General features: G+C 63.5%; 27 protein-coding genes and 1 pseudogene. 11 read left to right on the top strand and 17 right to left on the bottom strand.

Features of this window, described 5'->3' with window-relative positions:
- Window positions 1-75: 75 nt before the first annotated feature.
- A complete protein-coding gene (locus MOV80_RS15810; protein ID WP_019102590.1) occupies window positions 76-1,059 on the bottom strand; it encodes a BMP family ABC transporter substrate-binding protein in 984 nt (327 codons plus the stop codon).
- Between the two features lie 480 nt (window positions 1,060-1,539).
- Between MOV80_RS15810 and MOV80_RS15805 the strand changes: the two genes are divergently transcribed.
- The 5 genes from MOV80_RS15805 (at window position 1,540) to MOV80_RS15785 (ending at window position 4,641) form a co-directional block, all read left to right on the top strand.
- Window positions 1,540-2,307, top strand: a complete 768-nt coding sequence (locus tag MOV80_RS15805) for a tRNA pseudouridine(65) synthase TruC (RefSeq protein WP_249605308.1) — start codon at window positions 1,540-1,542, stop codon at window positions 2,305-2,307.
- Window positions 2,308-2,328: 21 nt separating this feature from the next.
- The gene (gene rlmJ / locus MOV80_RS15800; RefSeq protein WP_249605292.1) at window positions 2,329-3,177 is read left to right on the top strand and encodes a 23S rRNA (adenine(2030)-N(6))-methyltransferase RlmJ; all 849 of its coding nucleotides are present in this window, start codon (window positions 2,329-2,331) and stop codon (window positions 3,175-3,177) included.
- A 20-nt stretch (window positions 3,178-3,197) separates the two neighbouring features.
- The gene (locus MOV80_RS15795) at window positions 3,198-3,752 is read left to right on the top strand and encodes a thymidine kinase (protein ID WP_043592251.1); all 555 of its coding nucleotides are present in this window, start codon (window positions 3,198-3,200) and stop codon (window positions 3,750-3,752) included.
- Window positions 3,753-3,889: 137 nt separating this feature from the next.
- A complete protein-coding gene (umuD, locus tag MOV80_RS15790) occupies window positions 3,890-4,468 on the top strand; it encodes a translesion error-prone DNA polymerase V autoproteolytic subunit (RefSeq protein WP_019102594.1) in 579 nt (192 codons plus the stop codon).
- Between the two features lie 17 nt (window positions 4,469-4,485).
- On the top strand, window positions 4,486-4,641 hold the full coding sequence (locus MOV80_RS15785) for a hypothetical protein (RefSeq protein ID WP_019102595.1): 156 nt from the start codon (window positions 4,486-4,488) through the stop codon (window positions 4,639-4,641).
- 75 nt (window positions 4,642-4,716) lie between these two features.
- On the opposite strand, the gene nagZ is transcribed toward MOV80_RS15785, so the two are convergent.
- From nagZ to rpoE, 16 genes are all read right to left on the bottom strand, one after another.
- The gene (gene nagZ / locus MOV80_RS15780) at window positions 4,717-5,805 is read right to left on the bottom strand and encodes a beta-N-acetylhexosaminidase (protein ID WP_043592249.1); all 1,089 of its coding nucleotides are present in this window, start codon (window positions 5,803-5,805) and stop codon (window positions 4,717-4,719) included.
- Window positions 5,806-5,820: 15 nt separating this feature from the next.
- The gene (gene acpS, locus MOV80_RS15775; RefSeq protein WP_191186588.1) at window positions 5,821-6,210 is read right to left on the bottom strand and encodes a holo-ACP synthase; all 390 of its coding nucleotides are present in this window, start codon (window positions 6,208-6,210) and stop codon (window positions 5,821-5,823) included.
- Window positions 6,207-6,770 (bottom strand): metal-dependent hydrolase, encoded by a 564-nt coding sequence (locus MOV80_RS15770; protein ID WP_249605291.1) that lies wholly within the window; start codon window positions 6,768-6,770, stop codon window positions 6,207-6,209. The genes acpS and MOV80_RS15770 overlap by 4 nt, the downstream gene beginning before the upstream one ends.
- A 5-nt stretch (window positions 6,771-6,775) precedes the next feature.
- Window positions 6,776-7,501: a pyridoxine 5'-phosphate synthase gene (gene pdxJ / locus MOV80_RS15765; protein ID WP_019103648.1), complete on the bottom strand. Its 726-nt coding sequence runs from the start codon at window positions 7,499-7,501 to the stop codon at window positions 6,776-6,778.
- Between the two features lie 23 nt (window positions 7,502-7,524).
- Complete coding sequence (gene recO / locus MOV80_RS15760; RefSeq protein ID WP_039756221.1) at window positions 7,525-8,253, bottom strand: DNA repair protein RecO; 729 nt, start codon at window positions 8,251-8,253, stop codon at window positions 7,525-7,527.
- Window positions 8,253-8,573: a hypothetical protein gene (locus MOV80_RS15755; protein WP_019103646.1), complete on the bottom strand. Its 321-nt coding sequence runs from the start codon at window positions 8,571-8,573 to the stop codon at window positions 8,253-8,255. The genes recO and MOV80_RS15755 overlap by 1 nt, the downstream gene beginning before the upstream one ends.
- 7 nt (window positions 8,574-8,580) lie before the next feature.
- Window positions 8,581-9,471: a GTPase Era gene (gene era, locus MOV80_RS15750; RefSeq protein WP_019103645.1), complete on the bottom strand. Its 891-nt coding sequence runs from the start codon at window positions 9,469-9,471 to the stop codon at window positions 8,581-8,583.
- Window positions 9,468-10,148: a ribonuclease III gene (gene rnc, locus MOV80_RS15745; protein WP_231138341.1), complete on the bottom strand. Its 681-nt coding sequence runs from the start codon at window positions 10,146-10,148 to the stop codon at window positions 9,468-9,470. Before rnc ends, era begins: the two co-directional genes overlap by 4 nt.
- A gap of 35 nt (window positions 10,149-10,183) precedes the next feature.
- Window positions 10,184-10,546: a DUF4845 domain-containing protein gene (locus MOV80_RS15740; protein WP_019103643.1), complete on the bottom strand. Its 363-nt coding sequence runs from the start codon at window positions 10,544-10,546 to the stop codon at window positions 10,184-10,186.
- Window positions 10,547-10,577: 31 nt separating this feature from the next.
- Window positions 10,578-11,546, bottom strand: a complete 969-nt coding sequence (gene lepB, locus MOV80_RS15735) for a signal peptidase I (RefSeq protein WP_019103642.1) — start codon at window positions 11,544-11,546, stop codon at window positions 10,578-10,580.
- Window positions 11,547-13,340, bottom strand: coding sequence for a translation elongation factor 4 (gene lepA, locus MOV80_RS15730; protein ID WP_019103641.1), 1,794 nt, complete (start codon window positions 13,338-13,340; stop codon window positions 11,547-11,549).
- A 173-nt stretch (window positions 13,341-13,513) separates the two neighbouring features.
- Window positions 13,514-13,753, bottom strand: a complete 240-nt coding sequence (locus MOV80_RS15725; RefSeq protein ID WP_019103640.1) for a glutaredoxin family protein — start codon at window positions 13,751-13,753, stop codon at window positions 13,514-13,516.
- Entirely contained in the window at window positions 13,750-15,168 is a 1,419-nt protein-coding gene (locus MOV80_RS15720) for a DegQ family serine endoprotease (RefSeq protein WP_118267174.1), read from the bottom strand. Before MOV80_RS15720 ends, MOV80_RS15725 begins: the two co-directional genes overlap by 4 nt.
- Before the next feature lie 235 nt (window positions 15,169-15,403).
- Window positions 15,404-16,363: a MucB/RseB C-terminal domain-containing protein gene (locus MOV80_RS15715; RefSeq protein ID WP_043592242.1), complete on the bottom strand. Its 960-nt coding sequence runs from the start codon at window positions 16,361-16,363 to the stop codon at window positions 15,404-15,406.
- Window positions 16,364-16,852 carry an RseA family anti-sigma factor gene (locus MOV80_RS15710; protein ID WP_019103365.1) on the bottom strand — a complete coding sequence of 163 codons (489 nt, stop codon included), beginning with the start codon at window positions 16,850-16,852 and terminating at the stop codon, window positions 16,364-16,366. It abuts the gene before it with no gap.
- A 2-nt stretch (window positions 16,853-16,854) separates the two neighbouring features.
- A complete protein-coding gene (gene rpoE, locus MOV80_RS15705; RefSeq protein ID WP_043592241.1) occupies window positions 16,855-17,454 on the bottom strand; it encodes an RNA polymerase sigma factor RpoE in 600 nt (199 codons plus the stop codon).
- Between the two features lie 314 nt (window positions 17,455-17,768).
- On the opposite strand from rpoE, the gene prpB reads away from it, so the two are divergent.
- From prpB to prpF, 6 genes and pseudogenes are all read left to right on the top strand, one after another.
- Window positions 17,769-18,656: a methylisocitrate lyase gene (gene prpB, locus MOV80_RS15700; protein ID WP_081574041.1), complete on the top strand. Its 888-nt coding sequence runs from the start codon at window positions 17,769-17,771 to the stop codon at window positions 18,654-18,656.
- Window positions 18,646-18,972 (top strand): cupin domain-containing protein, encoded by a 327-nt coding sequence (locus tag MOV80_RS15695; protein WP_019101186.1) that lies wholly within the window; start codon window positions 18,646-18,648, stop codon window positions 18,970-18,972. The genes prpB and MOV80_RS15695 overlap by 11 nt, the downstream gene beginning before the upstream one ends.
- Before the next feature lie 32 nt (window positions 18,973-19,004).
- The gene (gene prpC / locus MOV80_RS15690) at window positions 19,005-20,153 is read left to right on the top strand and encodes a 2-methylcitrate synthase (RefSeq protein ID WP_249605290.1); all 1,149 of its coding nucleotides are present in this window, start codon (window positions 19,005-19,007) and stop codon (window positions 20,151-20,153) included.
- 55 nt (window positions 20,154-20,208) lie between these two features.
- The gene (gene acnD / locus MOV80_RS15685) at window positions 20,209-22,815 is read left to right on the top strand and encodes a Fe/S-dependent 2-methylisocitrate dehydratase AcnD (protein WP_114153229.1); all 2,607 of its coding nucleotides are present in this window, start codon (window positions 20,209-20,211) and stop codon (window positions 22,813-22,815) included.
- Between the two features lie 187 nt (window positions 22,816-23,002).
- Window positions 23,003-23,342, top strand: a pseudogene (locus MOV80_RS15680) (DUF559 domain-containing protein).
- 30 nt (window positions 23,343-23,372) lie between these two features.
- Window positions 23,373-24,563 (top strand): 2-methylaconitate cis-trans isomerase PrpF, encoded by a 1,191-nt coding sequence (gene prpF / locus MOV80_RS15675; protein ID WP_081574040.1) that lies wholly within the window; start codon window positions 23,373-23,375, stop codon window positions 24,561-24,563.
- Window positions 24,564-24,597: the final 34 nt, after the last annotated feature.

Here is a 24,597-nt window from a genome sequence, read left to right as displayed (position 1 = left end):
GGCATGAACAAACAGGCACGATGAAGTTCATCGTGCCTGCGTCCCCGAAACGGATCAGGGAAAACTCAACTCAGCTTATTGCACCGGGCAGCTGTTGTTGGCGCGGTAATCCACCACCTTGATCTTGCCGCCGATGATGTCCGCCTTGGCGGCGTTGATCTTCTTCTCCATCGCCGGAGTGATCACTTTGCGGTTGTTGGCGTCCAGCGCCCAATCCACGCCGGCTTCCTTCAGGCCCAGAATCTTGACTTCCGGCTTCCAGGAGCCGTTCTTGGCGTCCTTGAAGGTGTTGAACACCGCCACATCCACGCGCTTGACCATGGAAGTCAGCACCGAACCCGGGTACAGGTGGTTCTGGTTGCTGTCCACGCCGATGGAGTACTTGCCGGCGGCCTTGGCGGCTTGCAGCACGCCCAGGCCGGTGCCGCCGGCCGCGGCGAACACCACGTCCACGCCGCGGTCGAACTGGCTCTTGGCCAGCTCAGTGCCGCGCGCCGGGTCGTTAAAGGCCTGCGGAGTGGTGCCGGTCATGTTCTGGATCACGCTGGCGTTCTTGTTGGTGAACTTGACGCCCTGCACATAGCCACAGCCGAAGGCGCGGATCAGCGGCACGTCCATGCCGCCGACAAAGCCCACCTTGCCGCTCTTGGACGCCATCGCCGCGGCCACGCCGGTCAGGAAGGCGCCTTCCTGTTCCTTGAACACAATGCTCTGCACATTGGAACCTTTGGCCACCGCGTCGATCAGAGTGAACTTGACCTTGGGGAATTCCTTGGCAACGGTTTCCACCGCCTGGGTGAAGGAGAAGCCGATCGCCACCACGATGTCGGCGTCGCGGCGCGCCATATTGCGCAGCAGCTGCTCTTTCTGGGCTTCGGACGCGATCTGACCGTCGCGGTAGTTGATCTTGAATTCCTTCTTGAAACGCTCGGCGCCGTTGTACGCGGATTCGTTGAAGCTCTTGTCAAACTTGCCTGCCATGTCGTAAACCACGGCGGGCGAGAACTCTTTGGCGAAGGCGGAGGTGGACAGCACCGCTGCCGCTACGGCAAAGCTCATTCGTTTCAGCTGGATTTTCATCTCTATGACTCTATGGAGTTTGTTGGTCAACCCGCACGCCGATCACCCCCTGTGGTTCCCGTGCCGTGCAGCGAAGCAAAGCGTCCGCCAGCCCCTCGTCATGTAGCGTCGCAACTACACGCCAGGTTGCGCGGATGCGGTCCTGCCGCAATCCCGTGGCAAACGGGATAGCAATCGGCACAGACGCCGCCCTGTCATTCTTGTTTGAGCGCGCCGAATTGTAATGACGCACCCATGGACTGTAAACAACTTCCTCTCTACTTTGAAATATCATGTCGCAACGAAAGCCGGCAAAGCCCGAGCCCGCGCACAAAAACGCCAACAGCATGCCAAAACCTTGTTGTTTTCGCGTAATCGAAGCGTAAGACATAAAACTACAGCACAGCGGCATCGCCCGCCTTCCAAAGCGGCCCGCCAGCGCCTACAATGCCGGCCTCCCCACCCGTTTCCACCCGCTCCATGCTGCCCATTCTCTACCGCGACGACCGCCTGATCGCCATCCATAAGCCCTCCGGCCTGCTGGTGCACCGCACCGCGCTGGACCGCAACGAAACCCGCTTCGCCGTACAGCTGCTGCGCGACCAGATCGGCCAGCGGGTCTACCCAGTACACAGGCTGGACAAGGGCACCTCCGGCGCGCTGCTGTTCGCGCTGGACAAGGACATGTGCCGGGAAATGAGCTGGCAGTTCGAACGCCAGCAGGTGGACAAGCGCTATATCGCCGTGGTCCGCGGCCACACCGACGACGCCGGCCATATCGACTACCCGCTCAGCCGGCGCCCGGACGACCTGGAATGGATAGGTGAGACCGTGGACACCGCGCCGCAAGCCGCCGTCACCGACTACCGCACGCTGGCGCGCATCGAGCTGCCGATCGAGGTGGAACGCTACCCCAGCAGCCGCTACAGCCTGCTGGAGCTGACGCCTCACACCGGCCGCCGCCACCAGCTGCGCCGTCATCTGAAGCACATCGCCCACCCCATCATCGGCGACGCCACCCACGGCAAGGGCCGGCACAACCGCATGTTCGCCGAGCATTTCGGCAGCCGGCGCCTGCTGCTGGCCTGCGTCGCCATGCAACTGAGCCACCCGGACAGCGGCCAGCCGCTCTTGCTGCAAGCGCCGCCGGCGGACGACTTCATGCAGCTGGCGGAACAGCTGGGCTGGCGCGCCGCGCTGGAGGACGCGCTGCGCGGCCACGCCGAATCCGGTACAATCCGCGGCTGACAAACGCCATATCCCGCCGCCATGCTCAGTTACCGCCACGCCTTTCACGCCGGCAACCACGCCGATGTGCTCAAGCATCTGATCCAGATCGAACTCCTGAACTACCTGGGCCAGAAAGCCAAGCCCTATTGGTATATCGACACCCATGCCGGCGCCGGCGCTTACTCGCTGGTGGAAGGCTACGCCACCAAGAACGCCGAATTCGAATCCGGCATCGCCCGGCTGTGGCGGCGCGACGATCTGCCGGAAGCGGTCGCCAACTACGTCGAGGTAGTGCGCAGCCTGAACGCCGACGGCGAACTCAAGCTCTACCCCGGCTCGCCCTGGTGCGCGGCGGAAGTGATGCCGGCCAGCGACAAGCTGCGCCTGTTCGAGCTGCACCCCACCGACCACCAGTTGCTGGCCGACACCTTTTCCGACGCCGGCCGCCGCGTGCAAATCCAGCAGGCCAACGGCTTCGAGGCGATCAAGGCGATTCTGCCGCCACCGCCGCGCCGCGCGCTGGTGCTGATCGACCCGCCCTACGAGGACAAACGCGACTACCAGCACGTGATCACCGCTCTGAAAGAAAGCCTCAAGCGCTTCGCCACCGGGGTCTACGCCGTCTGGTATCCCTGCCTGCAGCGCGCGGAGATGAAGGAACTGCCCAAGGAAATGAAGAAGCTGGGCGCCAAGAACTGGCTGCGCGCCGAATTGCATGTGCAAAAGCCGTCCAGCGACGGCTTCGGCATGCACGGCAGCGGCATGTTCATCCTCAACGCGCCGTGGACGCTGCCGCAGACGCTGCGCGAAGTGCTGCCCTACCTCGCCCAGCATCTGGCGCAAGACGCCGGCGCCAGCTATGTGCTGGAAACCGGCGGCGACCTTTAAGCCCCACCGAGAATCCATCGATGGCAAAACTCTTTTTCCGCTACGCCGCGATGAACAGCGGCAAAAGCACCCAGTTGCTGCAAATCGCCAACAACTACGAATCCATGGGCAAGACCGTGGCTCTGTTCACCAGCGCCATGGACGACCGTTACGGCTTCGGCAAAATCACCTCGCGCCTTAATCTGCAGCGCGACGCCCGCACCTTCTCGCCGGAACTGAACTTCCTGGCCGAGGACTTCGGACAGACCGCCTGCATCTTGATAGACGAAGCCCAGTTCATAACGCCGGAACAAGTGCATCAGCTGCACGAGCTGGCTCACACTCGCAACATTCCGGTGATCTGCTTTGGCCTGCGCACCGACTTCCGCGGCGAACCCTTCCCCGGCTCCGGCATGCTGCTGGCCCTGGCCGACGAAATCGAAGAGATCAAGACCATTTGCGAATGTGGCAAAAAAGCCACCATGCACATCCGCATCGACGCCGACGGCCGCCGCGTCAAGGAAGGCCCGCAGGTGGAAATCGGCGGCAACGCCCGCTACCGCGCGGTTTGCGCTCGCTGCTTCTACCGGCTCTGACACTGCGTCCCACCCGCCGAAACCCGCCCGCACCTGCGGGCTTTTTTTGCGCTCGCCGCCGCCACTCGCAAAAAAAACTTGCCCTGTCGTTTGATAATGTACACAATCAAATCTGCTTGCATTACAGAGGATTAGCCATGAGCCACGGGGGCAAACGCAGCGGCGCCGGCCGCAAGTCCAGTTACGGCGGCGACAAGACCGTAGCCATCCGCGTGCCGGAACCGCTAAAGCCGGTGCTGGAAGACTGGCTGCACGATTACCGCAGCTGGCGCACCGCCCACAACGCCCAAGCCGACGACGTGCGCACGCTGGCGCGCCACCTCAGCGAACTATCGCTGCCGCTGTTCGCCAACAGCGTGCCGGCCGGTTCGCCGGTGGCGGCGGACGACCTCAAGGAAGACGACGTGGACCTCAACGCCCGGCTGGCGCCGCGGCCGGGCAGCACCTTCCTCGTCACGGTCAAGGGGGAGTCCATGCTGGGCGCCGGCATTCACGACGGCGACCTGCTGGTGGTGGACCGCGCTGCGGAAGCGCGCAACGGCAAAGTTGTCGTAGCGGCGCTCAACGGCGAACTCACGGTGAAGCGGCTGGAAAAAACCGCCAAGGGCATCCGCCTGTTGCCGGAAAACCCGGAATTTCAGCCGATTCCGGTGCCGGAAGACGCCGCCTTCCATATCTGGGGCGTCGTCACCAACGTCATCCACAAAGTGGACTGAACCTTCGGGAGAACACCATGGGACACACTCAAGCGCAATACGACAGCATCAAGATGAAGTTCATGGATTGGCGCCGGCTGCCGCGCGCCTTCCGCGCGGTGATCCAGGGCCAGCCGCAAGTGCTGGTCAGCCGTCCGGGACGCGACTTCTACGTGCCTGTGCAGTTTGTTTAAACGCCCTTTCCAAACGACAACGGCCCGGGCGTCCATGCGTCCGGGCCGTCTTTCCGCCGATCATTGTCGACGGCTCTAATTCGCCTCGCCCACATCCGGCCCGCGCATCGCGTCCGCCGGCATGTTCAAACGCTCCACCTGGGCGCGCGCCGCGGCGAAAGCCGGGCCGGCCAGTTCCCCCGCCCAATCCGCCGCCTTGCCGGCCATGCGCTCCAGCCGCCGCGCCAAGTCCGGCTGCGCCGGCGCCCGCAGATTGGCCAGAATCAGATCGGTCTGCCGGGGATCATTGCAAACCAACACCATATCGCAACCGGCGGCCAGCGCCGCGTCGGCGCGCTGCACGAAGCCGCCGGCGCCGGCCGCCCCCTCCATGTCCAAAGCGTCGGAGAAGATCACGCCGTCGAAACCCAGCCGGCCGCGCAGCACATCCTGCAGCCAGACCCGCGAGAAACCGGCTGGCTGCGCATCCACCGCAGGGTACAACACATGGGCGGGCATCACCGAACCCATGCCCGCCGCCGCCAAGCGGCCAAAAGGCACCAAGTCGTCCGCTTCCAGTTCGGCCAGGCTGCGGCCGTCTTCCGGCATCACGTGGTGGCTGTCTCCCTCGACAAAGCCATGGCCGGGGAAATGCTTGCCGCAGGTGGACATGCCCCCGCGCGCCAGACCACGCTGCAGCGCTTCGGCCAGCTCCGCCACGATGGCCGGATCACGGTGGAAGCTGCGGTTGCCAATCACCGCGCAACGCCCCCAATCCAGGTCTAGCACCGGAGTGAAGGACAAGTCGACGCCGCAGGCGGACAACTCGGCCGCCAGCACGTAGCCGACATTTTCCGCCTGCGCCAGCGCTGCCGGACGGTCTTGCTCCCACATCCGGCCCAAGACTTGCATCGGCGGCAAGCGGGTGAAACCGTCGAGGAAGCGCTGCACCCGGCCGCCTTCGTGATCCACCGCGATCAGCAGGTGCGGGCTGCGCAGCGCGCGGATTTCCGCGGTCAACGCCTTCAGTTGTTCAATGTCCTGGAAATTGCGGCGGAACAGAATCACCCCGCCCACCAGCGGATGCGATAAGCGCCGCTTCTCTTCGTCCGTCAGCCGCAGGCCGGCCACGCCCGCCATCACCGGCCCGCGCGGCAAGGCCGCGCTCTGTTGAGTCTGCTGCATCGGTTTGCTTTCTATCTAGCCGGGCGCGGAGCGCTCCAGCACCACAAAAGCCAGCGCGTGACCACGCTCGTCGCTGATAGACAGATGACGCGCGCCCACGCCGCGCTGACTTAAAAAATCTTCCAATTCGGGGCTAAGCGCCAACAGCGGCTTACCCCATTCATCATGCTCGACCCAGATCGCCGTCAGCAGCGCCGGCTCGCGCACGCCGGTGCCAAGCGCCTTGGCCAGCGCTTCCTTGACCGCGAAGCGCTTGGCCAGGAATCGCGCCGGATCGGCGCTGTCGACGAAGGCCTGCTGCTCGGCCGGCGCCAACATGCGCCGGCCCAGCTTGAAACCCCAGCGCTGGAACATCGCGTGCATGCGTTCGATTTCCACCAGATCAGTGCCAATGCCGTAAATCATCGCCCGCCCTCCCCGCGTCCGCGCAACCAAGCCGCGCGGGCCATCCAAAGCAGCAGACAAGGCAGCCAGACGTACAGCAACTCCGAGCTCAACACCCGAAGACCCTTAGCGCCCAGCCAACGGCTGGGCGTCAACGGCGAGCCCTCGATCGGCCGCCAGTCGAACAAGAAACGCCCCTGGTGCCAGGGCATCGCCAGCGCCGGGCCATGGGTGGCGTCGGTCCACATGTCCAACAGCGCGTGGGAAGCCACCGCCAGGCTGAGCACCGCGAAGGCGCGCATGGGCCCCAGGCTCAGCCCCCGCCACCAGCGCCGCCCGAACACGGCCAGCAGGCCGCCGGCGATCAAGGCCAGCGTCAGCGAATGAGAGATGCCTCGATGCCCCCAGGGGCTGGCGTAGGGAATGCCCAGCTTGAAAGTGATCACGTCCAGGTCCGGCAGCATCGCCGCCGCGCCGCACAGCAACAGCCACCCGGCCATGCCGGGCGCGCTCAGCGGCCGCGGCGCGCACAGACCGGCCAGCGTGGCGCCGGCCAAGGCGTGGGTAACGACGGTGGGCACAGCGCTTAACCGCGAGCGGCCGCCATCAGCGCCTTCATCTCCTTCACCGCCTCGGCGAAGCCGACAAACAGCGCCTGGGCGACGATGGCGTGGCCGATGTTCAATTCGGCGATCTGCGGAATCGCGGCGATCGGCTGCACATTATGGTAGTTGAGACCGTGCCCGGCGTTGACCACCATGCCCAGCTCGGCGGCGAAAACGGCGGCATCGCGGATGCGCGCCAGTTCGGCGTCGCGCGCCGCGGCGTCATGGGCGTCGGCGTAAGCGCCGGTGTGCAACTCCACCACGCGCGCGCCGGCGTCCCAGGCGCGTTGAATCTGCGCGCGGTCCGGGTCGATGAAGATGGACACGCGAATGCCGGCTTCCTGCAAGCTGCGGGTATAACGACTCACATCGGCAAAGTGGCCGATGGCATCCAGGCCACCCTCAGTAGTGACTTCCTCGCGCTTTTCCGGCACCAGGCACACGTCCTCCGGTTTCACCGCCAACGCATTGGCCAGCATTTCCTCGGTCATCGCCATTTCCAAGTTGACCCGGGTCTTGACCGTCTGGCGCATCGCCACTACGTCGGCGTCCTGGATGTGGCGGCGATCTTCGCGCAGATGCAAGGTGATCAGGTCGGCGCCGGCGGTTTCCGCCACCAGCGCGGCCTCCACCGGGCTGGGATAACGGGTGCCGCGCGCCTGGCGCAAGGTGGCGACGTGATCGATGTTTACGCCCAACAGAATCATATTCACTCCCGATTAGGTTCGCCTCAATCCGACAAGGAATTGACGGCTTGCAATAGCTCGCGCGAAGCCAGCGGCTCCTCGCCCAATAAAGCGGTCAACCATACCCGCATCAGCGCCCGCGCTTCAAGCCGGGTGGAGGCCTCCGCGTAGTCGTCGGCCTCTATCGCCAACAGGCTGGCGCCGCTGAGCCGCAGCCCGCGCTCCAGGCTCTGGCCGGCGTCGCGCTCCGGCGCGGCGTTGCTCTGACACCAGTAGCTGACGCTCGCGTCCACCTCCGCGCCGTCGCCGTCGCGCAGCAGGCTGGGCGCGTAGCCCAACACCTGGGTCAGCCTCAGCTCATAACGGCGCAGCACCGCCGCCAGGCCGCTTTGGCGCGCCAGGCCGCGCACCGCGGCGTCGTAGACGGCGAAGGCGCGCGGTTCGGGGTCGTCCCGCGCGGTCAGCTTCATCATCAATTCGTTCAGGTAAAAACCGCAGATCAGCGGCAGGCCGGAGAGCTGCGGCACGCCGCCGTCCCAGTCCGCGCTGTGCAGGGTGCGCAGCTCGCCCTTGCCGAACCAAGACAGGGTCAGGGGCTGGAACGGGAGCAGCAGGCCGCGCAGATCAGCCCGAGGTCGCCGCGCCCCGCGCGCCACCACCGAGAAACGGCCATGGTCGCGGCTGAGGACCTCCACCAGCAAGCTGGTTTCCCGGTAGGGCTGCGCGTGCAGCACATAGGCCGGCTGGCGGTCCACCCTGCCCGGCTGACTCATCAGGCGCCCCCGGTCGACGGCCGCGGACATGCGGCAGCCGCACTCACGTTGAAGGCGAACACCCGATACCAGGCTTCCGGCCCGTAACGCTGCGCAATCAGGCGCTCTGCGCACTGACGCCAGGCGGCGATGGCCTCGACACTGTCCCAGTAGGACACGGTGTCCCGCCCCGGCTCGCCGCGTTCCAGTCCAAGAAAGCCGGCCTGGCAAGCCGCCAGTCGGGCGATGCGTTCCAGCAGCTCGCGGCTGCCGGGCATCTCCTGGCCTTGCTGCAGAGAAAAAATCACCGTCCAACAGGACGGCGCCAAATGATAGTGCATGAGAGCTTCAGTCCAGGCCGAATTCCCGCAGGAAACGAACGTCGTCGGCCCAGCCGGACTTGACCTTGACCCAGACTTGCAGGAAAACCTTGCCGTCGAACAGCTTTTCCATGTCCATCCGCGCCTCGGTGGAGATCTTCTTCAGTTTCTCTCCGCCGCGGCCGATAACGATGGGCTTCTGGTTCTCCTTGTCCACCAGCACGCCGATATGGATGCGGCGCAAGTCGCCATCCATCTCGAACATCTCCACTTCCACGTTCATTTCATAGGGCAGCTCTTCACCCAGATAGCGGAACAGCTTCTCGCGCACTATCTCGGCGGCCAAGAAGCGTTCGCTCTTGTCGGTAACCATGTCCTCCGGATACAGCGGCATCGATTCCGGCAGGTGCGGACGCACCTGTTCCAGCAGCTCGCTCAAACGCTGGCCGTGTTTGGCGCTGACCACCTCAACGCCGGCAAAGGCGAATTCCGCCTGTACCTCGGCGATGAAGGCCTGCAACGCGTCGCGGTCCTTGGCCTTGTCCAGCTTGTTCACCACCAGGATCACCGGCTTGCGCTTTGGCAGCAAAGCCATCACTTCGCGGTCGGCGCCGGTGAAGCGCATCGCCTCCAGCACAAACAGCACGCAATCGACGTTGCCCAGAGAATCCTTGACGCTCTTGTTCAAGGTCTCGTTGAGCGCGCCCTTGTGAAAGGTCTGGAAGCCTGGGGTATCTACGAAGATGAACTGAGCATTGTTCTCGGTGTGGATACCGGTGACGCGGTGGCGCGTGGTTTGCGCCTTTTTCGAGGTAATGCTGACTTTCTGACCGATCAGATGGTTCATCAGCGTGGATTTACCGACGTTGGGACGGCCGACGATGGCGACAAAGCCGCAGTGGTATTGGATCTCAGTCATATACGTTTCTTACTCGCAGCGAGTTTTTGTTCCAGCAGGATCAGCGCCGCTTCGGCGGCCTGCTGTTCGGCGGCGCGGCGGCTGCCGCCTTCGCCTGTGGAGCCTATCGCCAGTTCGCCCAAGTCGCACTCCACGCGAAACCATTGCTCATGGGCTTCGCCGCTTTGCAACAGTATCCGGTATTTGGGCAAGGCCAGCTTGCGCGCCTGCAGCGCTTCCTGCAAGCGGGTCTTGGCGTCCTTGGCCTGACGGGTGGTGTCGATGGACGACACGCGTTCAGCGTAGAGCCGGCGCACGACCTGCTCCGCTCGCAGGAAATCGGAGTCGAAGCTGACCGCGGCGAAGGTGGCTTCCAGCGCGTCGGCGAGAATGGATGGCCGGTTGAAACCGCCGCTCTTCAGCTCGCCCTCGCCCAAGTAAAGGTAATCGCCCAGCTTGAGCTCGTGGGCGATCTCGGCCAGGGTGTTCTGGTTGACCAGATTGGCGCGCAGCCGCGACAGCTCGCCCTCGGTCAGTTTGGGAAATTGATCAAACAGCATGCGGGCGACCGTGTAGTTGAGGATGCTGTCGCCCACAAATTCAAAACGCTCATTGTTGCCGGCGCCGTAGCTGCGGTGCGTCAAGGCTTGACGCAGCAACTCCGGCTTCTGAAATGCGTAATCCAGCGCCTGACACAGGCGCCGGAATCTATTGTCGGTTGGTATCACTTGGCTTATTGCGGGGGCTGGCCCGCTTGGGTGTCGAATTTGAACAGCAGACTGATATTGGAGAACAAAGGCACTTCGCGCTGATAAGCGGCGCGGATGTACACAAAATTACCGCCGGCCACCACCACCAGGTTTTCACCCTTGATCGAGGCGATGCCGGCCACGCCGGCCCGCTGGTTGAAATCCCGGCGAATCGAAGACTCGCCGACATTGCTCTGTGCGGACAAGGCGGTGATAGCCTGGCGCACCTCGGCATACTCCGAGTACACCGGCATCACCTTCATGCCCAGTACGAGGACCGCGCCCAGCACGATCATCACCAGCAACACGGAAAACAGCGACAGGCCCTTCTCACGGCTGAAATGCATAATGCGCTCCGAGCTTGCGATCTTGCGTTTATCAGTGAATGGTTTTGCCAATGCGCGACAGGTCGCCAAAGTTCATCCAGATCATGAAGGCCTTGCCCACCATCAGCTTGTCGTCGACAAAGCCCCAGTAGCGGCCGTCCAGGCTGTTGTCGCGGTTGTCGCCCAGCATGAAGTAATGGCCGGCCGGCACCTTGCAGACAAAACCATTGTCATCATAGCGGCAGTTGTCGCGGAACGGGAAGTCCTGCACTTGGCTCAAGGCTACCGTAGGCGAACCTTCGTTGTTCAGCACCGAGTAAGTGCGCTGACCCATGCTTTCCTTGTAGCGCTTGGCGTTGACCATCATCAGGCCCTGCTCCAGATACTCGTAGTTGCCGTCGTCTGCGTCCGGCAGCGGCTTGCCGTTGACGGTCAGACGCTTGTCGCGATACTCGACCACGTCGCCCGGCAGGCCAATGGCGCGCTTGATGTAGTTGACCTTGGGGTTGGGCGGGAAATTGAACACGACCACGTCGCCGCGCTCCACCTTGTTTACCGAGGCGAACACCGTGTTCAACACCGGCACGCGCAGGCCGTAGGTGAATTTGTTCACCAGAATGAAATCGCCCACCACCAGGCCCGGACGCATCGAACTACTAGGAATCTGGAACGGCTCGGCAATGAAAGAGCGCAGCAGGAACACCACCAGAATCACGGGAAAGAAACCGCGCGAATAATCGACGAAATGACCGGCCGGGGTCTCGGCGGCGCGGCGCTTGGCCAACACCAGCTTGTCCGCCAGCCATACCGCGCCGGTGATCAGCACAAAGACCAGCATCACCGCGGTGAAGCTCATGTAGTTGGACAGCAGGCCAAAACCACCGATCAGCACCGCCAGGTAGCCCCACTGCACCGCCTGCGGCCAATCCTTGGCTCCCTCTTGCTTCTTGCCGCCAAAAGCGATCAGCATGCCGCCGATCGCCACCGCCACGACAAACACCCAGAACAGATTTCCGCCCACTTATTTGTCCCCTACTTGAAGAATTGCCAGGAATGCTTCCTGCGGAATTTCCACGTTGCCCACCTGCTTCATGCGCTTCTTGCCCGCTTTCTGCTTCTCCAGCAGCTTTTTCTTACGGGTGATGTCGCCGCCGTAGCACTTGGCCAACACGTTCTTGCGCAAGGCCTTGACCGTCTCGCGGGCGATGATGTGGCCGCCGATGGCCGCCTGCACCGCGATGTCGAACATCTGGCGCGGAATCAGTTCGCGCATCTTGGACACCAGTTCGCGGCCGCGGTAAACGCTGGAGGCGCGGTGCACGATCAGCGACAGCGCGTCGACCTTCTCGCCATTGACCAGCACGTCCAGCTTGACCAGATCAGCGCTCTGGAATTCCTTGAACTCGTAATCCAGCGAGGCGTAGCCGCGGCTGGTGGACTTCAGTTTGTCGAAGAAGTCCATCACCACTTCGTTCATCGGCAGATCGTAGGTGAGCATCACCTGGCGGCCCATGTACTGCATATTACGCTGCACGCCGCGCTTCTGGTTGCACAGCGTCATCACCGCGCCGACATAATCTTGAGGCACCAGGATGGTGGAGGTGATGATGGGTTCGCGCAACTCGTCGTACTTGCCGGCTTCCGGCATCCGCGACGGGTTGGACACCACTTCCACCGTGCCGTCCTTCATCACCACTTCGTAGTTCACCGTGGGCGCGGTGGTGATCAGGTCCATGTCGAACTCGCGCTCCAGGCGCTCCTGCACAATCTCCAGATGCAGGAGACCGAGGAAGCCGCAGCGGAAGCCAAAGCCCAACGCCTGCGACACTTCCGGCTCATACTTCAACGAAGCATCGTTCAGTTGCAGCTTTTCCAGCGCGTCGCGCAGCGATTCGTAGTCATGACTTTCCACCGGATACAGCCCGGCGAACACCTGGGACTGCACTTCCTTGAAGCCCGGCAGCGCCTCGGTGGCCGGCTTGGACACCAGGGTGATGGTGTCGCCGACCTTGGCCGATTTCAATTCCTTGATACCGGCAATGACGAAGCCCACCTCACCCGCGTTCAGACTCTGACGCTGGACGGATTTAGGCGTGAACACACCCACCTGCTCGCACAAATGTTCAGCGCCGGTGGCCATGAACTTGATCTTGTCCTTGGGCTTCAGCGAGCCGTCGATCACGCGCACCAGCATCACCACGCCGACGTAGTTGTCGAACCAGGAGTCGATGATCAGCGCCTTGAGCGGACCTTCGGCCTTGCCCACCGGGGGCGGCACCTTGGTCACGATGGTTTCCAGAATGTCCTCGATGCCGATGCCGGACTTGGCCGAAGCGCGCACCGCGTCCGCCGCCTCGATGCCGATAATGTCTTCGATTTCCTGGCTGACGCGCTCCGGCTCAGCCGCCGGCAGGTCGATCTTGTTCAGCACCGGCACCACTTCCACGCCCAGATCAATGGCGGTGTAGCAGTTGGCCACGGTTTGGGCCTCCACGCCTTGCGAGGCGTCCACCACCAACAGAGCGCCCTCGCAGGCGGACAACGAGCGCGACACTTCATAGGAAAAGTCCACGTGCCCCGGGGTGTCGATCAGGTTCAGGTTATAGATCTGGCCGTCGCGAGCCTTATAGCTCAAGGCCGCGGTCTGCGCCTTGATGGTGATGCCGCGCTCTTTCTCGATGTCCATCGAGTCCAGCACCTGGGCGCTCATTTCGCGCATTTCCAGGCCGCCACAGAATTGAATGAAGCGGTCGGCCAGGGTCGATTTGCCATGGTCGATATGGGCAATGATCGAGAAATTTCGAATGTTTTTCATGATATCCAGCAAAAGATAAGGGCACGCTAGCGTGCCCGGAACTGCCGATGGAAGCCGCGGGCCTGATGAAAGCGGCCCATCATCAGGATTGCGACCTCTAAAGCCGTTAACAGCCCATCCAGCAAGCGGGGGCACCCAAGTGCCCCCGACATAAACTCACACTGGCGCGGATTTTAGCCGATTTCGCCCAAATGTGCAGCCAATGCGGCTTGATCCAGACGCCAATGGCAGATTTCGGTCTCATCCTCCATCAGCACAGGCACCAGCTCGTTAAAGCGCCGCTCAAGCTCCGGGTCGGCGTCGACATCGACCACATCCAGCTCAAAGCCGTAATGTTCGCGCCAAGGCTGCAGCTCGGCCAGCATCTGATGGCACAAGCTGCAGTACTCGCGAAAATACAGCGTCAGCTTCACTTACCGTCGCCCACCGGCAACGGGATGAACTGGGTAACCCCCTGACGCAGCACTTGCAACGCGATCGACGACCCCTTCTTGGCCGCGGACAACGCGGACTTCAGCTGCTCGACATTGGCCAGCGGTTCGCTGCCGATGCCCACGATCACGTCGCCTGGTTGAATGCCGGCGCGCATCGCGACATTATTGGCGCCGCGCACCAGCAAGCCGTACTTGATGCCGGCGCGCTGCAACTGAGCCGGGTTCAACACCTGCAGCCGCAGGCCGATCTGGGAGAAGCTCTGCTCGGCCGGCCGCTCCTGCTGCGAACCGCGGTATTCACGCTGCGCTAGCCTCGGATCCTGGTCCTGCTGCTCCACCGGCACCACCTTGACGGAGATGGCGGCACGAGTGCGCCACAGACCCAAGGTCACCGGCTTGCCGGGCGGAATGCTGCCGATCAGCCGCTGCAGATCAGAACCGGACTCTACCGGCTTGCCGTCCACCTGCTGGATGATGTCGCCGGGCTTGACACCGGCCTTGGCCGCAGGGCCGTTCGGCTCCACCGCGTTGATCAGCGCGCCGGCCGGCTTGGCCAGACCGAAGGAGGCGGCCAGATCCTGGCTCAACTCCTGGATCACCACGCCGATCTTGCCGCGGCTGACATGGCCCTTGGCCTTTAGCTGAGCCACCACGTCCATCGCCACGTCGATGGGGATGGCGAAGGAAATGCCCATGAAACCGCCGGAACGGCTGAAGATCTGGGAGTTGACGCCCACCACTTCGCCCCGGGCGTTGAACAGCGGGCCGCCAGAGTTGCCGGGGTTGATCGCGGCGTCGGTCTGAATGAAGGGCACGAAGGTTTCATCCGGCAGCATGCGGTTCTTGCCGGAGACGATGCCGGACGTGGCGGTGTTCTCGAAACCGAACGGCGAGCCGATGGCCAACACCCCTTCGCCCACTCTCAAGGCATTGGCGTCGCCGCGGCGCACCACCGGCAGCTTGTCGGCTTCTATCTTCAATAGCGCCACGTCGGTGCGAGCGTCGGAGCCTATCACCTTGGCCTTGTACTCGCGTTTGTCCGTCAGCTTGACGGTGATCTCGTCGGCGCGGGCCACCACGTGGGCATTGGTCAATATATAACCGTCGGCGGAAATGATGAAGCCGGAACCCAGCGACGATTCCTGTCGCTCCTGGGCGCGCGGCGGCGCGAAACGGCGGAAGAATTCAAAGAAGGGGTCGCCGCTCATGCCCTCGGGCAGATCATTGCTGACCTCGCGCACCGTGGACTTGGTGCTGATGTTGACGACGGCCTTGCCCTCGTTAGAGACGATCTGGCTGAAGTCCGGCAGTTCCGCGGCCATTGCAGCGGGCGCTGAGCCCGCCATAATAGAGGCCGCCAGCATGGCGGAAACAATCAGTTTTTTAACCGGCATGAGCGCTCCATCTTGATATGTTGTGGTTAAGACGCGCCGGCGGGAGCCGGCTGAGGGATTGCGGCGGCGAAGCGGCCGCGCGCCAGGCGCTCAGCCGCAAGATTCGCCGCCAGAAAAAACAGGCGAGCCAGCGACAAGACGCCGGCTCGAGCCCCATCCGGCCCGCTCCGCGCAAGCGCGCCGCCGGAGATCAGGCCTCCGGACGGGCTCGCGGAAACGTCGACGGGGTTGGCCATCATGGCTTAAGGCTGACTTTCAACCCTTTCAACAGCCCCATCATCGCCGGCTCGGGCATGTCGCCCACCGCGGTCAGCTGGTAGCTGCCCTGCGGACCGGTGGCCATATTGATAGCGCCGTGCAGATTGCTGCTGCGCTCCAGACGCGCGCCTTCCGGCTGCGTCTCGACGAACAGCGACAACATCACCAGACCGTCCGAATACACCATGTGGCGCACCGACTTGCCCGCCTGGCCCGGCAGGCTGCGCTGCACCGAGCGCAGCAGATGGAAGCCGTTGGGCAGACCGGACACGTCGTTGTCCACCTGCGCGCCGGCCGGCGGCATCGACGCGCCGCCCGAGCGCAGCAGGAATTTCTGCGCGAACTTGGGCCGATAGGCGCGCTTGTCCTTGGGGCCGGTCAGGTCGATGTCGGTGAAAGTAAACTGCTCCACCGCTTCGCCCTTGGGCGACAAGGTGACCATTTTCAAAGGCAGGGAGGTCAGCGGCTCCACGCACATGCGCAGGCTATAACGCTGCCTGTCCTTGGGCCGCAGTTCCAGCAGATTGCAATCGCGTTGTGCCACCCTGTCGCTGCCGACGTGTTTGAGCGAATACGACTGATTGATCTCGCTCATATCTTCCGGCAACAAGGCGGGAAACAAACGCATCGCGCTGATCTTGGCCGCGTTCAAGGCCTTCTTGTCCGGCGCGAAACAGGCCAACTCATTGCCTTTGCGGACAATTTCGCGAGAAGGCCCGTCCAACGACGTCCGCTTCTCCCGCATGGCGTCGCCTTGGCCTTCCCTGACGATGTGGAAGGTTTCCAGCGTGCCGTTCATCTGGTGCAGATAGGTGCCGTTCAGCGCCTGCTGGCGTCCGGCAGCCGCCACATTGCGCAGCAGCTGCCAGTCATCCTCTGCATGGGCGGCAGGCGCCGCCGCCACAACCATCAAGCTGATCAGAGGAATTACACGCATTTAACGGCGAGCTCCGTTTCCGTAGGATACTTTCATATTGCCTTGTTCGGAGGTCACTTCCTGATGAGCCAGCAGATAGGGGTCGTCGCGCTCGGGCTGGCTGGCTTGCGCCGGCTGGACCACTTGCACCGGAACGCCCTTGTCCGCCACCAACGAGGCCGGCTCGCCGCGGTGCGTCAGCTGCTGCCAGCCCACCACGGCTGCAAAGCTGACGCTGGCGGCCAGCGCCACCGCGCCGGCGGTGCGGGCGCGAGCCGGACGCAACCAGCGCCGCGGCGCAAGCACCGTGGGCTCGTCCGCCAGCCGGCTGGCGACCTGCTCTCGCACATTGAGCGCAACCATGCGGTTGGCGCGCATCGCGTCGCCAATCAAGTGATACTCGCCCCAGGCGGCATCCAGTTGCTTGTCAGATGAAATGGAAGCGATGGCTCTGGCTATGTCAGTGTCGTCCAGTTCGCCATCCATCATCGCGGATATCGTTTCTTTCATACCTACCACCTTCTGTTCTTGGCCGTATCCAGCAAAGGCCTGAGCTCGGCAGCAATCGCCTCGCGCGCCCGGAAAATCCGCGAGCGCACGGTGCCTATAGGGCAATCCATCACCTTGGCGATTTCATCGTAGGATAGACCGTCCATTTCCCTGAGCGAAATTGCGGTTCTTAGTTCCTCCGGCAAAGCCTCCACGGCGGCATTGACCGTTGCCAGAATCTCCTTGTTCATCAGCTCGGTTTCGGGCGTGTTCAGGTCAGGCAGCTGCGACGCCATGTCGAAGCTTTCACCGTCCTCGTCCTCTATCTCGCTGTTGACCACCGGACGACGTCCGGAGGCGCTAAGGAAATTCTTGGCAGTATTGATGCCGATTCTGTACAGCCATGTGTAAAACGCGCTCTCGCCACGAAACGACGGCAAGGCACGATACGCTTTGATAAACGCTTCTTGCGTCACATCCTCGATGTCAGCGCCGTCGCGGATAAACCGCGACAACAACCTGGCGAGACGTCGCTGATACTTGGCAACAAGCAGATCGAAAGCTCTTTTTTCACCTCGCTGGGCACGCTCCACCAACTGTTGATCGAGATCCCGATCACTCATGTCGTTGTTATGCTCCCTGATTTGCCCACTGTCGTGTTTGTGGTCGTTTATGTGGACTGTGACTAGACCACCGCGCTTGCGATGAGTTCCCCCACGCGATTCAGCTGCGAAACATAACAGACCTCGGACAAAACTTGAACATTTGTTTTAACCGTATTGCCAGCGCGCAAACCAGCCCTTACACTCCTACCAAGCACTTGCTTGAATGACATAGAGATAACAATCAAAGCCAAGAGTTCCCGGAATCGCCTTCTCGCTTCCGGCTCAAGTCCTTCCTGGCCTTGGCTTTGTCCGCAATTAAGGAATCCAACGCGATGAGCACTCCCGGCCAACGCTTCCGTCAGGCGGTAGCACAAGAACAGCCCTTGCAGGTGGTGGGCGCGGTCAACGCCTACGCCGCCCGGCTGGCCGAACACTCCGGCTTCAAAGCCCTGTATCTGTCCGGCGGAGGCGTGGCCGCCTGCTCCTGCGGCATTCCAGACCTTGGCATCACCACGCTGGAAGACGTGCTGATCGACGTGCGCCGCATCACCGATGTAACCGAGCTGCCGCTCTTGGTGGACATCGACACCGGCTGGGGCGGCGCCTTCAACATCGCCCGCGCTGTCCGCAGCCTGGAAAAAGCCGGCGCCGCCGCGGTGCACATAGAGGACCAGGTACAGCAGAAGCGCTGCGGCCACCGCCCCAACAAAGCCATCGTCAGCCAAGAGGAGATGGTGGACCGCGTCAAGGCGGCGGTGGATGCGCGCCGCGACGACGACTTTGTGATCATGGCACGCACCGACGCGCTGGCGGTGGAGGGCCTGGACGCCGCCATCGAGCGCGCCGTCGCCTGCGTCGAGGCCGGCGCCGACATGATCTTTCCGGAAGCGATGACCGAACTGGCGATGTACCGCCGCTTCGCCGAGGCGGTGAAAGTGCCGGTGCTGGCCAATATCACCGAATTCGGCGCCACGCCGCTGTTCAACACCCGAGAGCTGGGCGAACACGGCGTCGGCCTGGTGCTCTATCCCTTGTCCGCCTTCCGCGCGATGAGCCAGGCCGCGCTCGGCGTCTACGGCGCGATCCGCCGCGACGGCGGCCAGCAGGCGGTGCTGGACGCCATGCAGACGCGCGCCGAGCTGTACGAGCATCTGGACTACCACGCCTACGAACAAAAACTGGACGCCTTGTTCCGCCAGGAGGGCGGCGGTGCCGAATAATCTGTTCGGCGACATCCCGGCGCAACTGCCGGAAGAGTTGCTGCAGACCTTGTTCAGCGGCGAGAAAGGCTTCCGCGTCGAACGCATCGTGTCGCGCGGCCATTCTTCGCCGGACGGCTTCTGGTATGAACAGGATGAAGAAGAATGGGTGCTGTTGCTGTCCGGCGCGGCCGAACTGGAATGCCAGGACCCGCCCCAGCGTCTCAGGCTGACGCCAGGCGATTGCGTGGCCATCGCGGCGCGCCGCCGCCACCGCGTGGCCTGGACCGCGCCGGGGCAGGACAGCGTCTGGCTGGCTGTTTTCTACGAAAAATAATCATTCCGCAGGTCTGCGATCAGGAGAAAACCATGAGCGAAACCGTTGTTGGCATCAAACCCAAGAAATCCGTAGCCCTGTCCGGCGTCGCCGCCGGCAACACCGCGCTGTGCACCGTAGGCCGCAGCGGCAACGACCTGCACTATCGCGGCTACGATATCCTCGACCTCGCCGGCCGCTGCGAGTTCGAGGAAGTAGCCTATTTGCTGGTGCACGGCAAGCTGCCGAACAAGGCCGAGCTGGTTGGCTACAAGAAAAAGCTGAAATCGCTGCGCGGTCTGCCCGCCGCAGTGAAGGCCGCGCTGGAAGCGCTGCCGGCCAGCGCCCACCCGATGGACGTGATGCGCAGCGGCGTGTCCGCGCTGGGCTGCGCCTTGCCGGAGAAGGACGATCACAACCTGGCCGGCGCCCGAGACATCGCCGACCGGCTGATGGCCAGCCTGGGTTCGATGCTGCTGTACTGGCATCATTTCAGCCACAACGGCAAGCGCATCGAGGTGGAAACCGACGACGACAGCATAGGCGGCCATTTCCTGCATCTGCTGCATGGCGAAAAACCGTCGCCGGAATGGGTGCGCGCGATGCACACCTCGCTCAATCTGTACGCCGAGCATGAGTTCAACGCCTCCACTTTCGCCGCCCGCGTCATCGCCGGCACCGGCTCGGACCTGTACAGCGCCGTCACCGGCGCCATCGGCGCGCTGCGCGGCCCCAAGCACGGCGGCGCCAATGAAGTGGCCTTCGACATCCAGCAGCGCTACGAAAGCCCGGCCGAGGCCGAGACCGACATCCGCGAGCGCGTGGAACGCAAGGAAGTGGTGATCGGCTTCGGCCACCCGGTCTACACCATTTCCGACCCGCGCAACAAGGTGATCAAGGAAGTGGCGCGCGAGTTGTCCAAGTCCGCCGGCAACAGCAAGATGTTCGACATCGCCGAACGCCTGGAAACCGTGATGTGGGACATTAAGAAAATGTTCCCCAATCTGGACTGGTTTTCCGCGGTCAGCTACCACATGATGGGCGTGCCCACCGCCATGTTCACCCCCTTGTTCGTGATCGCCCGCACCAGCGGCTGGAGCGCACACGTGATCGAGCAACGTCAGGACGGCAAGATCATCCGCCCCAGCGCCAATTACATCGGCCCGGAAGACCAAGTCTTCGTGCCGCTGGAACAGCGCTGACCGGACCGGGGGCCACCGCGCCCCCGCCCCTGATTTTCAAATTGGCCAAGACATGATGAATACCGCTTACCGCATTCCCCTGCCCGGCACCGGACTCGACTACTTCGACGCCCGCGCCGCCGTTAACGCCATCCTCCCCGGCGCGTGGGAGCAATTGCCCTATACCGGCCGCATCCACGCCGAAAACCTGGTGCGCCGCTGCGAACCGGCGCTGCTGGGCGAATGCCTGGAACAGATCGCCCATCGCAAGCGCGAGCGCGACTTTCCCTGGTTTCCGGCGCGCGTGGTCTGCCACGACATCCTGGGCCAGACCGCGCTGGTGGATCTTGCCGGCCTGCGCGACGCCATCGCCGACCAGGGCGGCGATCCGGCCCAGGTCAACCCGGTGGTTCCGGTGCAATTGATCGTCGACCACTCGCTGGCGGTGGAATGCGGCGGCTTCGACCCGCAGGCTTTCGAAAAAAACCGAGCGATCGAAGACCGGCGCAACGAGGACCGCTTCCATTTCATTGAATGGACCAAGAACGCATTCGACAATGTCGACGTGATCCCGGCCGGCAATGGCATCATGCATCAGATCAATCTGGAGAAGATGTCGCCGGTCATCCACGCCGACAACGGCGTGGCCTACCCGGACACTTGCGTCGGCACCGACAGCCACACCCCCCACGTGGATGCGCTGGGTGTGATCGCCGTCGGCGTCGGCGGTCTGGAAGCCGAAAACGTGATGCTGGGGCGCGCATCGTGGATGCGGCTGCCGGACATCGTCGGCGTGGAACTGTCCGGCAAACCCGGCCCCGGCATCACCGCCACCGACGTGGTGCTGGCGCTGACCGAATTTCTGCGCCAGCAAAAGGTGGTGGGCGCATACCTGGAGTTCTACGGCGCGGGCGCGGCGGCGCTGACCTTGGGCGACCGCGCCACCATTTCCAATATGGCCCCGGAGTACGGCGCCACCGCGGCGCTATTCTTTATCGACGAACAGACCATCGCCTATCTGAAGCTGACTGGCCGCAGCGACGAGCAGGTGCGCTTAGTGGAAACCTACGCCAAGACCGCCGGCCTGTGGGCCGACACGCTGCAAAACGTCGCGTATGAACGGGTGCTGCGCTTCGACCTGTCCAGCGTGAGCCGCAATCTGGCCGGCCCGTCCAATCCACACAAGCGGCTGCCGGTGTCGGCTCTCGCCGAACGCGGCATCGCCGTGAACCTGGCGCAAGCGCGCGCAGAAGAGGCCCAGGGCCTGATGCCGGACGGCGCGGTGATCATCGCCGCCATCACCAGCTGCACGAATACCTCCAACCCCCGCAATGTGATCGCCGCCGGCCTGCTGGCGCGCAATGCCAACCGCCTGGGCCTGATTCGCAAGCCGTGGGTGAAGTCCTCGCTGGCCCCGGGTTCCAAGGCGGTCGAACTCTATTTGAAGGAAGCCGGCCTGCTGTCCGAGCTGGAGCAATTGGGCTTCGGCATCGTCGCCTTCGCCTGCACCACCTGCAACGGCATGTCCGGCGCGCTGGAACCCAAGATCCAGCAGGAGATCGTGGAGCGCGACCTGTACACGACGGCGGTACTGTCTGGCAACCGCAACTTCGACGGCCGCATCCACCCCTACGCCAAGCAAGCCTTCCTGGCTTCGCCGCCGCTGGTGATCGCCTACGCCATCGCCGGCACCATGCGCTTCGACATCGAAAAAGACGTGCTCGGCGTCGCCGACGGCAAGGAGATCCGGCTCAAGGACATCTGGCCGGACGACGCGGAGATAGACGCGGTGCTGCGCCAGGCGGTCAAGCCCGAGCATTTCCGACAGGTATACGAACCGATGTTCGCCATCCGCCGCGACACCGCCGCCAAGGCCAGCCCGCTGTACGCCTGGCGGCCGCAGTCCACCTATATCCGTCGCCCGCCTTACTGGGAGGGCGCGCTGGCCGGCGAGCGCACGCTGCGCGGCATGCGCCCTCTGGCCCTGCTGCCCGACAACATCACCACCGACCACTTGTCACCGTCCAACGCCATCCTGCCGGACTCTGCCGCCGGCGAATATCTGGCGAAGATGGGCCTGCCGGAGGAAGACTTCAATTCCTACGCCACCCACCGCGGCGACCACCTGACCGCGCAGCGCGCCACCTTCGCCAACCCCAAGCTGTTCAATGAAATGGTGTTGAACGAAGACGGCTCGGTGAGACAGGGCTCGCTGGCCCGCGTCGAGCCGGAAGGCAAGACCATGCGGATGTGGGAGGCGATAGAAACCTATATGGAGCGCAAGCAGCCGCTGATCATCGTCGCCGGCGCCGACTACGGCCAGGGCAGCTCGCGCGACTGGGCGGCCAAGGGCGTGCGGCTGGCCGGCGTCGAGGCCATCGTCGCAGAGGGCTTCGAGCGCATCCACCGCACCAACCTGATCGGCATGGGCGTGCTGCCGCTGGAATTCAAGCCCGGCGTCAACCGCAAGACGCTCGCGCTGGACGGCACCGAGACCTACGACGTGGTAGGCCGACGCCAGCCGCTCGCCGAACTGACGCTGCTGATCCACCGCCGGAACGGCGACACCGCGCAAGTACCGGTGACCTGTAGGCTGGACACCGCGGAAGAAGTGTCGATCTACGAAGCCGGCGGCGTGTTGCAGCGTTTCGCCCAGGACTTTTTGGAGGGGGCGGGAGGCTGAACCCCTCTCCCCCAGCCCCTCTCCCTCAAGGGGGGAGGGGTGATTGTTAAATTTTGTTTTATTCCTGACATTGGCAGGCAATCTCACTACTTGAGTTTGCCAATAAGGAAACTCAAGGTAGGCAGGCCAAGCGTCAACGACTCAGCAAGCCCCTCTCCCCCGCGGGAGAGGGGTTGGGGAGAGGGAGATGCGCCAGCTCGATTTCGCCAAATCCTTGCGCCGCAATATGACCGATGCCGAACAAGCTGCTCTGGAAACAACTCCACGCCCACCGGCTGAACGGCGAGAAATTCCGCCGCCAACAAATAATCGCCCCCTACATCGTCGATTTCGACCACTTCGGGGCGCGGCTGATCATAGAGGCGGACGGCGGCCAACATCATGAAAGCCGCAGCGACGCCGCGCGCGACGCTTGGCTGCAAGCGCAGGGCTTCAGAATCATGCGCTTCTGGAACCACGATATTCTGCGAAATCGAGACACCGTTCTTGAAAGCATATGGCAAGCCCTGAACGCCCGGGCTAAATGAACACAGCGGCAAACACAGGAAAACAAACACATGAACCACCCAGCCCAGATCCGCATCCCCGCCACCTATATGCGCGGCGGCACCAGCAAGGGCGTGTTCTTCCGGCTGCAGGACCTGCCGGAGGCCGCGCGCCAGCCGGGCGCGGCGCGCGACGCGCTGCTGCTGCGGGTGATTGGCAGTCCGGACCCTTACGGCAAGCAGATAGACGGCATGGGCGGCGCCACTTCCAGCACCAGCAAGACCGTGATCGTGTCCTCCTCCTCGCGTCCCGGCCACGACGTCGACTACCTGTTCGGCCAGGTCGGCATAGACAAGGCCTTCGTTGACTGGAGCGGCAACTGCGGCAATCTGTCCGCGGCGGTCGGCCCCTTCGCCATTGCCGGCGGCCTGATCGATCCGGCGCGCATTCCCGCCGACGGCGTATGCGCGGTGCGCATCTGGCAAGCCAATATCGGCAAGACCATCGTAGCCCATGTCCCCATCGTCAACGGTCAAGTGCAGGAGACCGGCGGCTTCGAACTGGACGGCGTCACCTTCCCCGCCGCCGAGGTGCCGCTGGAATTCCTGGATCCGGCCGATGAGGGCGACGGCGATGGCGGCGCGATGTTCCCCACCGGCCAGCTGGTGGACACGCTGGACGTGCCCGGCGTCGGCGTGTTTCCGGCCACGCTGATCAACGCCGGCATCCCCACCATCTTCGTCAACGCCGCCGACATCGGCTACAGCGGCACTGAACTACAGGACGCGATCAATGCCGATCCGGCGGCGCTGGCGCGCTTCGAAACCATACGCGCCCACGGCGCGCTGAAGATGGGCCTGATCAAGACGCTGGACGACATCGCCAGCCGCCAGCACACGCCCAAGATCGCCTTCGTCGCGCCTCCGGCCGACTACCTCTCCTCCAGCGGCAAACCGGTGCGCGCCGCCGACATCGACCTCCTGGCGCGGGCAATGTCCATGGGCAAACTGCACCACGCAATGATGGGCACCGCCGCGGTGGCAATCGGCACCGCGGCGGCGATTCCCGGCACCCTGGTCAATCTGGCCGCCGGCGGCGGCAAACGTCGGATGGTGCGCTTTGGCCACCCGTCCGGCACCTTGCGCGTCGGCGCAGAAGCCCGCCAGGAAGACGGGGCCTGGACAGTAACCAAGGCAGTCATGAGCCGCAGCGCTCGGGTGTTGATGGAAGGCTGGGTGCGGGTGCCGGGCGACGCGCTCTGAGATTGCGTCGCCCTTGCTCGCGGATCGCAAACAC

This window comes from Chromobacterium sp. IRSSSOUMB001 (assembly GCF_023507765.1).
In the GTDB taxonomy this organism is placed as follows: Bacteria; Pseudomonadota; Gammaproteobacteria; order Burkholderiales; family Chromobacteriaceae; genus Chromobacterium; species Chromobacterium haemolyticum.
This window is presented reverse-complemented; position numbering and strand designations above follow the sequence as displayed.